The organism is Streptomyces sp. NPDC021019, from assembly GCF_044333295.1.
Lineage (GTDB): Bacteria > Actinomycetota > Actinomycetes > Streptomycetales > Streptomycetaceae > Streptomyces.
The window spans coordinates 382,038-393,977 of record NZ_JBIRQR010000001.1 but is presented as its reverse complement, the minus strand read 5'-3'; the positions used below and the strand labels follow the sequence as shown (position 1 = coordinate 393,977).

The 11,940-nt window shown below is 73.2% G+C and carries 10 protein-coding genes; 4 read left to right on the top strand and 6 right to left on the bottom strand.

What is annotated here, in order from left to right:
• The first annotated feature begins 19 nt into the window (after positions 1 to 19).
• Both ACH4RG_RS01755 and fxsT read left to right on the top strand, forming a co-directional pair.
• Complete coding sequence (locus ACH4RG_RS01755; protein WP_397918527.1) at positions 20 to 475, top strand: hypothetical protein; 456 nt, start codon at positions 20 to 22, stop codon at positions 473 to 475.
• A complete protein-coding gene (gene fxsT / locus ACH4RG_RS01750; RefSeq protein WP_398538950.1) occupies positions 472 to 3,324 on the top strand; it encodes an FxSxx-COOH system tetratricopeptide repeat protein in 2,853 nt (950 codons plus the stop codon). Before ACH4RG_RS01755 ends, fxsT begins: the two co-directional genes overlap by 4 nt.
• Before the next feature lie 80 nt (positions 3,325 to 3,404).
• On the opposite strand, the gene ACH4RG_RS01745 is transcribed toward fxsT, so the two are convergent.
• The 3 genes from ACH4RG_RS01745 to cbiE are packed head-to-tail and all read right to left on the bottom strand — an operon-like array spanning position 3,405 to position 5,957.
• Complete coding sequence (locus tag ACH4RG_RS01745) at positions 3,405 to 3,860, bottom strand: hypothetical protein (RefSeq protein WP_397919274.1); 456 nt, start codon at positions 3,858 to 3,860, stop codon at positions 3,405 to 3,407.
• Positions 3,861 to 3,900: 40 nt separating this feature from the next.
• The gene (gene cobM, locus ACH4RG_RS01740; RefSeq protein ID WP_398538949.1) at positions 3,901 to 4,683 is read right to left on the bottom strand and encodes a precorrin-4 C(11)-methyltransferase; all 783 of its coding nucleotides are present in this window, start codon (positions 4,681 to 4,683) and stop codon (positions 3,901 to 3,903) included.
• Entirely contained in the window at positions 4,680 to 5,957 is a 1,278-nt protein-coding gene (gene cbiE / locus ACH4RG_RS01735) for a precorrin-6y C5,15-methyltransferase (decarboxylating) subunit CbiE (RefSeq protein ID WP_398538948.1), read from the bottom strand. Before cbiE ends, cobM begins: the two co-directional genes overlap by 4 nt.
• A 269-nt stretch (positions 5,958 to 6,226) precedes the next feature.
• Here cbiE and ACH4RG_RS01730 point away from each other — a divergent pair, with 269 nt between their 5' ends.
• On the top strand, positions 6,227 to 6,637 hold the full coding sequence (locus ACH4RG_RS01730) for a YciI family protein (protein WP_018960806.1): 411 nt from the start codon (positions 6,227 to 6,229) through the stop codon (positions 6,635 to 6,637).
• 20 nt (positions 6,638 to 6,657) lie between these two features.
• Positions 6,658 to 7,911, top strand: coding sequence for an RNA polymerase sigma factor (locus ACH4RG_RS01725; protein WP_397918531.1), 1,254 nt, complete (start codon positions 6,658 to 6,660; stop codon positions 7,909 to 7,911).
• A 58-nt stretch (positions 7,912 to 7,969) separates the two neighbouring features.
• Here ACH4RG_RS01725 and ACH4RG_RS01720 read toward each other — a convergent pair whose 3' ends face one another.
• From ACH4RG_RS01720 to ACH4RG_RS01710, 3 genes are all read right to left on the bottom strand, one after another.
• Positions 7,970 to 8,698 carry a discoidin domain-containing protein gene (locus tag ACH4RG_RS01720; protein WP_398538947.1) on the bottom strand — a complete coding sequence of 243 codons (729 nt, stop codon included), beginning with the start codon at positions 8,696 to 8,698 and terminating at the stop codon, positions 7,970 to 7,972.
• Between the two features lie 623 nt (positions 8,699 to 9,321).
• A complete protein-coding gene (locus ACH4RG_RS01715) occupies positions 9,322 to 9,939 on the bottom strand; it encodes a phage tail protein (RefSeq protein WP_398162005.1) in 618 nt (205 codons plus the stop codon).
• A 4-nt stretch (positions 9,940 to 9,943) separates the two neighbouring features.
• On the bottom strand, positions 9,944 to 11,926 hold the full coding sequence (locus ACH4RG_RS01710) for a putative baseplate assembly protein (protein ID WP_398538946.1): 1,983 nt from the start codon (positions 11,924 to 11,926) through the stop codon (positions 9,944 to 9,946).
• Positions 11,927 to 11,940 lie beyond the last annotated feature (14 nt).

Below are 11,940 nucleotides of genomic sequence, written 5' to 3'. Positions count from 1 at the left end.
TCGATTCACAGGGGCGGATGTGGAAACCGAGATCGTCCAGGCAGTTGACCAGATGGGCCCGTACGTGGCCGCCGCGCTCGCCGCATACGGCGCCAACGTCCTCTCCCGCGCCGAGGACGCGGCCGCCGATGCGACGGTGAACGCTGGACGGCAGATTCTTCTCAGGGTCTGGAACCGCATCTCGCCGACGCGGCGCGCCATGCTGCAGCAGGCCGTCGAGGACGCGGTGACGACCGGACCTGCCGCCGAGGACGGAGCTGCGGCCCTGCGCATCCAGCTCAGGCACGCGATGAGTGAGGATCCGCAACTCGTCGAGGAGTTGAGGAACCTGCTCGCGGGCGCCCCACGGACGGTCACCGCGTCCGGGGAGCGGTCGGTGGCCGTCGGCGGCGAAAGCACCGGCGTCGTCAGCACGGGCGACGGGGCCCACATCACGGTCCACGGCCGCCACACGACGGAGCCGTCCTCGTCATGACCGCCTCGGGCGCGCACCATGCCTCCGGAGCCCGATCCATTGCGGCCGACGCGCTTTCGGGGTTCACCAACACCGGTGACCATGTCAGCGTCACCGTACTGACGCAGCAGGATCTCCACAGCGCGAAGGAGGTCGGCGCGCCTCCGCACCTCTGGAATCTTCCGTACCCACCGGATCGCGCGTTCGTCGGCCGTGACGTCCAGCTGACGCAGTTACAGGAACTGTTCAAGCCGCACGAGGGTGTGGAGCAGACCCGCTCCCACGTGGTGCACGGCATGGGCGGTATCGGCAAGAGCACCCTCGCCGTCCATTACGCGCACCGCAACCGGGAGCACTACGGTCTGATCTGGTGGATCAACGCGGACTCCCCGGCGCAGATCGACGCCTCCCTGGCCGCCCTCACCGCGCATCTGCACCCCCAGTGGGCGGCCGGCGTCGGAGTGGAGGCGCGGGCGGCCTGGGCAAGTGTCTGGCTGCAGTGGCACCCGGGATGGCTGCTGATCTTCGACAACGTGGACGAACCGCGCGACGCCGAACCGTACCTGGGCGGACTGACCGGCGGCCACCATCTGCTCACCAGCCGCCGCGCCCACGGCTGGTCCAGCGCCCGGGCCGTCGGCCTCGACGTGCTCGACGACACCTCGGCGGCCGATCTTCTCCACGAGCTCGCCTGCGACGAGTCACCCGACCGCCACAGCCCCCAGTACGCCGACGCCCGCGCACTGGCCACCGCCCTGGGCAACCTGCCGCTCGCCCTTCACCAGACCGGCGCCTATCTGCGGCAGACCGGGGCGACCCTGGTCTCCTTCTACAACGACCTGGGGCTGATGCTGGACGAGGCGGCTTCCGGCATCGACCCCGAACGCACCATCGCACGGGTGTGGAACGTGACCTTGGCCGCCGTCGAGGAGCAGAGCGACGCGGCGATCACTCTGTTGTACGCCTTGGCCTGGCTCTCCCCCGACGACTGCCCACGCGGGCTGCTCGCCCCCCTGTGCCCCGACGGACGCACGCTGAACAAGGCCCTGGGCGTCCTCGCGACCTACAACCTCGTCCACCTGACCGGCCCCGCGGTGCGCATACACCGTCTCCTGCAACTCACGCTGCGCCGCACTCCGGATCCCGCCGGGCTGTCGCTGACGTCCCTGCCCACCGCGCGCGGGCGCGCCGAGGCGACCCGTGTCCTGCGCCACGCCCTGCATCCCGAGGGTGCGGCGAGCCCGGCGCCGCAGGCGACGTGGGACCTGTGCCTGCCCCACCTCCTGGTACTGGTCTCCACGGTGCCGGACGGCTACGACGACACCGCCGCCCTGCCCTTGTACCTCGACGCCGCCGAACGCCTCCACGAACAGCGCCTGGATGACGCGGCGCTGCCGTTGTGGGAGGGGATCACGCGCGAGTACGAGGCCACGTTCCCACCCGACACGCCCGAAGCACTCCACGCACGGCACCGCATGGCGGCGGCGCTCATGGCAAGCGAGGAGTCCCACCGGGCCCTCAGTCTCCTGGACGGGGTCGTCGCCGACCGCACGCGACTGCTGGGAGCCGACCACCCCGACACCTTGGAGAGCCTCCACGATCTGGGCTGCTGCCACATCTACGAGGGTGACGTGCCGTCAGGCGAGGCGATGTTGGCTCGCGCCGCCCAGGGCCGCGAGCGAGTCCTGGGGCGAAGCCATCCTCAGACGCTCAAGAGCCGTGGCTACCTCGCCACCTGCTACGCAATGCAGCAACGGCCGGACAAGGCGGTGTCCCTCCTGGAACAGGTGGTCGCTGAATCGGCACACGTGCAGGGCCCCGATCACCTCGACACGCTGGAGTGCCGGGATCTGCTCGCCACATGTCTCGGGGTGACCTCACGCATCGACGAGGCAGTGCGTCTCCGGGAGGATCTCGTAGCGGACTGCGAGCGCGCACTGGGCGGCGACGATCCGCACACGCTGAGCGCCCGCACGTCCTTGAGCGGGTACTACAGCCTGGCAGGGCGGACGCAGGATGCGATCGCCCTCCAGGAGCGGGTCGTCCGTGACCACGAGCGGGTCTTCGGCACCGTCCACCCCGACACCGTGACCGCGCGCATCACCTTGGCCGACGAATATCGGGACGGTGGACAGAAGGAGGCCGCAGTCACCCTCCTTGAGGTGGCGGTCGCCGACTGCGTGCGGCACCTCGGCACCGACCACCCCCACACCCTCAGGGCCCGGACCAGGCTCGCCGCCTGTCTCGTGGAGGCCGACCGGGAGGCGGAGGCGGTCAGGTTGGGAGAGGAACTGGTCGCTGACTACGAACGCGTCTTCGGCGCCGACCACCACCAGAGTCTGGAGAGCCGCAGCGGCCTTGCGGACGTCTACAGGAAGGCCGGCAGCCTGGAAAAGGCGATCAGCCTCCACGAACAGGTCGTTGCGCACCGCACGCGCGTACTGGGCGTCACCGATTTTTTCACCCTGATGGCAAAGAGCCATCTCGCCCTTGCCTACTTCGAAGCGCAGAGGTTCGACGACGTCGTGGACATCGGAGAATCGGTGACGGCCGCACTCGGCGACGCCCACCTGGCTACCTCGTTTCTCCGCTACGCGCTCACCTTCTCGTACGCGGAGCTGGGGAACATGGACGAGGCCATTGCCCAGGGGGGACAGGCGTTGGCGGACTTCGAGCACATCCAGGGTGCCGACCACCCCGACGTTCTCCTCCTCCGCCGTCTCCTCAGCGACTGCTACTGGGAGGCGGGGCAGAAGGAGAACGCCATCGAGCTGATGGAGCAGCTGCTCGCCGACAGCGAGAGGGTCCTGGGGCCTGATCATCCCGACACCGTGCAGGTCCGGGAAGACCTGCGAGAGCGAGAAGTCTGAGCCCAAGCTCGTCAGGTCTTTCCGTCGAAAGTGGTTCCCTCAGCGCAAAAAAGGGGAGTCGCTTCCGCACTGCTCCTGGGTCACTTCCGGATACTGCCAACCAGCCAGGGCGAGAGCGCGACGTCCGTGATCATTTCCTTGTAGCTCTCGTCACCGGGAAGCGGAACCACCAGCCACTGGCCCGGAGGGAAGAACCGCCCCTTCACATGGGCCAGACCGCCGTAGACGGCCCGCAGGAACGCCGGGACGGAGTCACGCGGAACGTCGTGGAAATCGACGCCGTCGACGGTGATCTTCGCATCGTCCTCCGGGAAGATCCGGACGGAAACCTTCGGAGAACCCTCCAGCTCGACACATGCCTCGTGCGGCAGCGAACCATCCGGATCCAGGGCCGTGAACAGAGCAGCGGAACTCCGGCGCGATGTCTGGTCCGCACCGATGTCGTCAATGACGGAAACTCTCAGCCCACGTTCCTCCGCGATGTCACGTATTGCGGAGACAGCTGACTCGGTGGTCGGCAGGTGAGGCCTTTTCATAACCGACATGATGCCCCACGGCCAGAGAATAGACACGCGTTCACGTACCCGCCTGCGCACCGGCTTCCCGGAATCCAGCACTCCTCCGGTCCCGCCCCGCCGAGTACAGGTAGCTGTCCCGGAACTGCTCCGCGCCCAGGGTCCGGCCCACCATGATGACCGCCGTCCGGATCACCCCCGCCGCCTTCACCTGCTCGGCGATCGAGTCCAGCGGGCCCCGCAGGATGATCTCGTCCGGGCGGGACGCCATCGCCACCACCGCCGTCGGGCAGTCCGCCCCGTAGTGCGGGAGCAGTTCGTCGACCACCCGGTCCACGTACCGCGCCGCCAGGTGCAGGACGATCAGCGCGCCGCTGCGGCCCAGCGTGGCCAGGTCCTCGCCCTCCGGCATCGCCGTGGCGCGCTGCGCGACGCGGGTCAGGATCACCGTCTGACCGACCGTCGGGACCGTCAGCTCGCGCTTCAGGGCCGCGGCCGCCGCGGCGAACGCGGGGACGCCGGGGACGACTTCGTACGGGACCCCCGCCTCGTCCAGGCGCTTCATCTGTTCGTTCACCGCGCTGAACACCGACGGGTCCCCCGAGTGCAGCCTCGCCACGTCGTGGCCGTCCGCGTGGGCCCGGACCAGCTCGGCCGTGATCTGCTCGATGTCCAGGTTCGCCGTGTCGATCAGGCGGGCGTCCTTCGGGCACTCGGCCAGCAGCTCGACCGGGACCAGGCTGCCCGCGTACAGGCAGACCGGGCTGGCGGCGAGGATCCGGGCGCCGCGCACCGTGATCAGGTCGGCCGCGCCCGGGCCCGCGCCGATGAAGTGCACCGTCATGATCGATCTCCCTTGTGCGAACGTGCCCCGGAACCCGAGGGCTTGATTACCGACCACTGCGTCACGGGCATGGCCTGGCGCCAGCCGGTGAAGCCGCCGACCGGGACGGCGTGGGCCACCGCGAGGCGCACCAGCTCGCCGCCGTGCGCCTTGTGCCGCTCGGCCAGCAGTGCCTCCGACTCCAGCGTCACCGTGTTCGCGACCAGCCGGCCCCCCGGCCGCAACGCCTCCCAGCACGCGTCGAGCAGGCCCGGCGCGGTCAGGCCGCCGCCGATGAACACCGCGGCCGGTGCTTCCAGTTCGGCCAGGGACGCCGGGGCCGGGCCCGTGACGACCTCCAGCGCGGGGACTCCCAGGCGTTCCGCGTTGCGGGTGATCCGCTCCGCCCGTACCGGGGACCGCTCCACGCTCACCGCGCGGCAGGACGGGTGCGCCCGCAGCCACTCGATCGCGATCGAGCCGGAGCCGCCGCCCACGTCCCAGAGCAGCTCTCCGGGCGCGGGCGCCAGGGCCCCGAGCGTGGCCGCCCGGATGTGGCGCTTGGTGAGCTGGCCGTCGTGCTCGTACGCCTCGTCCGGCAGCCCGGGCACCGTGCCCAGCCGCAGCGCTTCCGCCGACGCCCGGCAGTCGATCGCGATGACGTTCAGCCGGTCCCCCGGCGGGTGCTCCCACGTCTCCGCGACGCCGTCCACGTACGCCTCGTCCTCGGCGCCCAGTTGTTCCAGCACCCGCAGTGCGCTCGGGCCGAAGCCGCGCTCCGTGAGGAGTGCGGCGACCGTCGCGGGGGTGCTCGCGTCCGCGCTCAGGACCAGCAGGCGCCGACCCTCGTACAGCGACGCCGCGAGGCGCGCCGCCGGACGGCCCACCAGCGTCACGACCTCCGTGTCCTCCAGCGACCAGCCGAGACGCGCGCAGGCGTACGAGACGGAGGACGGGTGCGGCAGCACGTGCAGCCCCTCCGGGCCCAGCTCCTCCGCCAGCGCGCGCCCGATCCCGTAGAACATCGGGTCCCCGCTCGCCAGCACCGCGATCCGGCGCTCCCGGTGCTCGGCCAGCAGCCGGGGGACGGCCGGCCTCAGCGGGGACGGCCAGGCCACCCGGGCACCGGCGCACTCCGGCGGAAGGAGGTCCAGCTGGCGCGCCCCGCCGATCAGCACCTCCGCCTCCCGCAGCGCTTCGCGGGCCGTACCGGACAGGCCGGGCCAGCCGTCCGCGCCGATCCCCACGACGGAGACGGGGTGCGCGGGAGCAGCGGGGGGAGGGGCGGCAGACACGGTCGGGACCTCGTTCGGCGCGGCGGGAGGAGGGTCGGGAGGAGGAGAGGAGGGTCGGGAGGAGGGTCGGGAGGAGGCAGCGGGTGGACGGGGGCAGGAGGCGCGGGGCGACGCTGCCGAACTTTACTGACCCCCGCCCCGCACCCCCTCCGGCGGGTGAATCCGAAAGAACTTCGCGCGTGGTGTCGAGAACCCCGCACCGGCCTCGACGTCCCCTGTGTAAGAGGCGAAGCACCACCGAGCGAACGAGCGACCAGGAGGCGACGGTCATGAAGTATCTGGTGATGGTCCAGGGCAGCCAGGCGGACTACGACGCGCAGACCGGCAAGGGCACCGCGGACAGCCCTGCCTGGGACGAGAAGGCCATGCAGGAGATGTTCGCCTACATGGGCAGCATCAACGACGACCTCGCCGAGTCGGGCGAGCTGGTCACCGGCTACGGGCTGCGGGAGCCCGCTTCGGGCCGGGCCGTCAGCGTCGACGCCGAAGGCCGTCCGGTGGTCTCGGACGGGCCGTACAGCGAGACGAAGGAGCTGCTCGCCGGGTTCTGGGTGCTCGACTGCGAGAGCCTGGAAAGGGTGACCGAGATCGCGGCCCGCGTGGCACGCTGTCCGCAGCCGGCCGGGGCGCCCGACTACCCGGTGCTCATCCGGCCCGTCGACGGCGGGATCGACGACTGACGCACCACCCGAGGACGCGGATGGAACGGACGACCGACGTCATCATCGAGGACCTGCTGCGCCACCACGCGCCGCAGGTCCTCGGCGCGCTCGTGCGCCGGTACGGGCACTTCGACCCGGCCGAGGACTCCGTCCAGGAGGCCCTGATCGCGGCCGCCGGGCAGTGGCCGCGGGACGGGGTCCCCGACAACCCGCGCGGCTGGCTGATCCGGGTCGCCTCCCGCCGCCTCACCGACCGGCTCCGCAGCGACGAGGCCCGTCGCCGGCGGGAGGAGACGGCGGCGGCCCTCACCCCGGCGGACGCGTTCGTCGCGCCGCCGCCCGGGGAAGGCCCCTCCGGCACGGGCCGGGCCCCCTCCGAGGACGACACGCTCACTCTGCTCTTCCTCTGCTGCCACCCCGCGCTCACCCCCGCCGCCCAGATCGCGCTCACCCTCCGCGCGGTCGGCGGACTCACCACGGCGGAGATCGCACGCGCCCATCTGGTGCCGGAGGCGACGATGGCGCAGCGGATCAGCCGGGCCAAGCGGACGCTGCGCGGTACGCGGTTCCGGCGGCCGGACGCCCAGGACCTCGACCAGCGGCTCGGCGCCGCGCTCCAGGTCCTCTACCTGATCTTCAACGAGGGCTACACCGCCACCGCGGGCCCCGACCTCACCCGCACGGACCTGGCGCGCGAGGCGATCCGGCTGACCCGCGCCGTCCGCCGACTGCTGCCCCACGAGGGGCGCGTGACCGGGCTGCTGGCGCTGATGGTCCTCACCGAGGCGCGCACCCCGGCGCGCACCGGGCCGGGCGGTGAGCTGATCCCCCTCGACGAACAGGACCGGACACTCTGGGACCGTACGGCCATCGCGGAAGGCACCGCCCTGGCCGAGGAGGCGCTCGGCCAGGGCCCGGCCGGGGACTACCAGCTCCAGGCCGCCGTCGCCGCCCTCCACGACGAGGCGGAGCGCGCGGAGGACACCGACTGGCCGCAGATCCTCGCCCTCTACGACGTCCTCGTGCGGCGCACCCCCGACCCCGCCGCCGCGCTGGGCCGGGCGGTCGCCGTGGCGATGGCGGACGGGCCCCGGGCGGGGCTCGCGGCGGTCGACGCCCTGACGGGAGTTGTGGAGCCGCGTTTCCGCCTCGACGCCGTACGCGGGCACCTCCTGGAACGGGCCGGGGAGCCGGCCGCCGCCCGTGCCGCCTACCGCGCGGCCGCCGACGGCACGCTCAGCGAACCCGAGGCCCGCTATCTGCGCATGCGCGCCGACCGGCTGGAACCGTAGGAGCCCGAGCCCTTCCGGCCACGCCCGTTCACTCCCCTCGGCCTTCCGGCACGCCCGCTCACTCCCGTCGGCCGAAGAACTCGATCTCCGCCACCGCCGTACGCCGGTCCTTTGCCGAGCCGTACGCCGACTCGATCGTGAGCCGGGCCTTGACCGTGTCCGATCCCCGTACGTCGAAGGTCTGCTGGCCCGCCTGGTCCCGCAGCCGGATCGTCCGGTCGGTCTTCTCCCCCTCCTCCGACGTCAGTTCGACCGTGAGCCGCGCCGGGCGGCCCTGCGTCAGAAACTCGTTCTGGCGCGCCGACGTCCCGGAGAACACCACGATCTTCATCATCCGCACCGGCTGAGCGAAGTCGCACTCCAGGTGCTCCCCGACCCCTTCGCCGGTCCGCTCCGGCGCCCAGTAACGGTTGTTGAACCCGTCGAACGCCGCCGCCGCGGGGTGCCCGCCCGCCTCGCTGGAGCCCCGGCAGACGGCGGGCGGCACGGACTCCGGGGTTCCGGTCTCCTCCTTGGCGAAGCCGAACAGTCCCGACAGGTGCGGCAGCGCGAACCACACCCCCACCGCCAGCAGGATCAGCACGATGGGCAGCCCGACCCTCGGCCGCCGCCACCCGCGCCGTGGACGCGCCCCCGCCACGCGGGCCTGCCGGGGCCGGCGGCGCGGGATCCGCCGCCACCACGGCAGCCGGCCCCCGGGGGCGGGCCCGGGGTCCAGGAGCAGGGCGCAGCGGACGCACAGCGTGCGGCCCGGGGCGTTCTCCGTACGGCAGTTGGGGCAGACCACCGGCGCGCCGACAGGTACCGGGCGGGGTGGCTCGGTGGCGCGCCCCGGCCCGCCGTCCGGCCACGCGTCGGGCCCGGGAGCCGGACCGGGCGGCCCTTCGCCCGGACGCCGGGGGGCCGCTGCCCGCGGTGGCGTCGGCGGCCCGGGGGGCGCCGTGGGGGCCGGGGGCTGCGGGGCCGTTACGGGCATGGGTGCGGGCGACGCCGCGGGGGCGGGCGCGGGTGGCGTCACGAAGGGAGACGCGGACGGTGCGGTGGGCGGGGGAGCGGGCGAGGTCCCCCGTGCGGGTGGCCTCTCCGGTGCGGGCGGGCCGGGTGGGGGTGCGGGCGGGCCGGAACCGGCGGGCCCGGCGGAAACCGGATGCCCGGCGGAAGCGGGTGGCCTCCCCGGTACGGGCGGCCCGGAACCGGCGGAACCGGCGGGCCCGGCGGGAGCGGGTGGCCCGGGCGGCCCCGCAGGCCCGGCGGAAGCGGCAGGCCGCCCAGCCGTCGCGTCCGGCGCTTGGGGCGCGGGCGACGCGTTCGACGCGGGCGAGGTCTCCCCCTCCTCCCAGCCCAGGAACGCCTCGCACGCCACACAGAACTCCCGCCCCAGCGGGTTCCGGTGTCCGCACTCGTCGCAGATCACAGCAGCTCCAGGGTGAATCCGACGTGCGCCGGGACCTCCGCGCCGATCAGCTCCTCCAGCCGCACCCGGTCCGGCTGCCGCACGCCGGCCCCGGCCCGGTGACCGCGTCCGACGCCTCCGCCTCCGTCGCCTCCACGCCCGTCGCCTTCGCCCCCGTCGCCTCCGCCCCCGGACGCCCGGATCCGGATCGTCACCCAGGGGCGGCCCTGGCCCGGCAGCGGCGTGCCGGGCCCGGTCGACCAGGCGGTGCCGCCGCTCTCGACGATCTCCGGTTCCGTACCGGTCTCCAGCCGGAGCGCCTCCGCCAGGCCGCCCACCGTGCCGCGCCGGGCGTGCCGGGCGACCGCGCCGCGCACCGCCGCCCGGCGCAGCTCCGGGGGGCTGCCCTCGTGGGGGTCGGCGGCGACCCACTGGGCCAGCCAGTCGAGGAAGTCGTCGGGGGCGCTGCGCGGGTCCAGGTGTGCGGGCAGGTTGTCGATGGAGAGGAGTACGGGGGCGAGGACGTCGTCCAGGGCGGCCAGGAAGCGCTGGAGGAAGTCCTGTTCCAGGTAGACGGCGGGCAGTTGGTCGATCAGGGGGTGCGGGGTCGGCAGCCCCGGGATTCCGTCGCGCATCGGATCAGGCCCCCCGCACCCGGAGCTGGTGCTCGTAGCTGAAGACCAGCGCGTGCGGGTCCAGCGCGATCTTCGCGGTGGCGTCGGTGCGTTCGCCGGTGACCGGGTCCGCCCGGTACAGGCGGACGTCCTCCACCAGGTCGACCCCCGGCACCCGCTGGAGCACGGCGAACGCCTCCCCCGACTGGACGGGCCTGCCGAACGGCCAGCCGTCCCCGACCGGCCCGCCGGTGAGCGGGTTGAAGTACCCGTACAGCGCGGCCAGCGCGCTCTCGCGGACCTTCTCCGTGACCGCCCCGCGCTCCGCCTGGACCAGGGCGACGACGGTGACGCCCTGGTAGAACGGCGGCTCGACGACCAGCCGGGCCCCGATCGGCCGCCGGGCGTCCAGGTGTCCGGCGATCAGGGCGAGCGTGTTCGCGGGCGGGATCAGCTCGTCGAACTCGATGCGGCCGTGCTCGTCGCCGCTCCCGGCGGGGACGACGAGCAGCCGCACCCCGCCCTCGTCGGCGACCTCCGCGCCGTCCTGCGCACCGGCCCGGATGCAGTGGACCCGGGCCGCGTCCGGGGCGATCTCCCGGGCGAGGAGCTCGTAGTCGTGCGGGACGACCGCCCGGTGCAGGGTGCGCAGGGTCATGGGCCCGCGCACCCGGGCGCTGTCGACGGTCTCGCCGTCCACGCCCCCGAGCGCCGGCCTACGGTTCTCGACCCGGGCCACGTACGGGATCGCGCTGCGCAGGACGCGGAGCGTGGAGCGGGCGACGTTACCGCGCAGCCCGCCGCCCCTGCGGTAGGAGCGGACCCGGACGGTGGCTCCCTTGACCGGGACGCGGCCGTAATGGCGTACGGAGCCGTCCCGTTCGCGTACGGCGGGGCCGAACTCGACGCGGCCCGCGTTCGGGTCGAGCGTGACGTGCCGGTCCTCGGGGCCGGAGTGCGCGAAGTCGTCGACCCGGCTCCAGCGGGTGACGTCCGAGCCGGCGACGCCGTCGGGCGCGGCCGGGTCGGTCACCTCGACCACGAACTCCCCCGGCACCACCGGCGGCCTGGCCAGCCGGAACACCTGCCCGGGGACGCCCTCCGCCTGGCCCAGCACCTCGTCGGTGACGGTCTCGGCATGCTCGGCCGCCACCGTCGCGCCGATGGTGAACGCGGTGATGGAGCGCACGACGGGCGGCGCCATGTACGTCGGCCGGCCCGGCTCCGCCTCGATCAGCCGGCAGCGCAGCCAGCCCCCGGTGCGGCGGACGACGGCCGCCGGGACATGGGTGCGCGGGAGGTGGAGGATCAGCTCGCCGGACCGGTTGAAGCCGCCGGTGTCGTCCTTCTCCACCTCGCAGAGGGCCCAACTGGCCCCGTCCCACGCCTCCCAGAGGATAGGCGGCCGTGCCGGGTCGACCCCGACGCCGTCCACCGTGCAGTCCAGCCGGAGCGCCACGACGCCCGCGGGCACGGCGGCCGACAGACCGACGTACAGGCAGTCGCCGGGGGCGGGCCTCGCACCGAAGACGGGCACGTCCCGGCCGAGCGTCAGCTCCTCGGTCCGGTCGACGGCCTCCCCGGGCGAGGGCCAGGTGGCCAGGTGGGCGAAGGCGCACGGCACGATGGAGAGCGGTTCGGAGGTGGTGAAGACGACCGCCTCCTCCGTCTCCGTACGGACGGTGGCGACCTCCGTGCCCGCGCGCACCAGCACCGGCTCGGGGCGGGGGGCGGAGAGCCGGAACGTCACCTCGGTGTGGGCGGCCGTCGGCGGGTGGAGCTGTACCCCGATCAGGTCGAGGAAGGTCAGATAGCTCTTCTCCGGGACCCGGTTCACCCGGTAGACGAGCTGGTCGACCATGGTCGCGAACGCCTCGATCAGCGTCACCCCGGGGTCGGAGACGTTGTGGTCGGTCCACTCCGGGCAGCGCTGCTGCACCAGGCGCTTCGCCTCGTCGACCAGGCCCTGGAAGGTGCGGTCGTCCAGATGCGGGCTGGGCAGGGTCACGCCCTCGCCTCCTC

Bases quoted from the DNA above. Each gene is read 5' to 3' on its own strand.
- fxsT (WP_398538950.1), top strand. From the start codon at position 472: ATGACCGCCTCGGGCGCGCACCATGCCTCCGGAGCCCGATCCATTGCG.
- ACH4RG_RS01745 (WP_397919274.1), bottom strand. From the start codon at position 3,860: ATGAAAAGGCCTCACCTGCCGACCACCGAGTCAGCTGTCTCCGCAATA.
- cobM (WP_398538949.1), bottom strand. From the start codon at position 4,683: ATGACGGTGCACTTCATCGGCGCGGGCCCGGGCGCGGCCGACCTGATC.
- ACH4RG_RS01730 (WP_018960806.1), top strand. From the start codon at position 6,227: ATGAAGTATCTGGTGATGGTCCAGGGCAGCCAGGCGGACTACGACGCG.
- ACH4RG_RS01725 (WP_397918531.1), top strand. From the start codon at position 6,658: ATGGAACGGACGACCGACGTCATCATCGAGGACCTGCTGCGCCACCAC.
- ACH4RG_RS01715 (WP_398162005.1), bottom strand. From the start codon at position 9,939: ATGCGCGACGGAATCCCGGGGCTGCCGACCCCGCACCCCCTGATCGAC.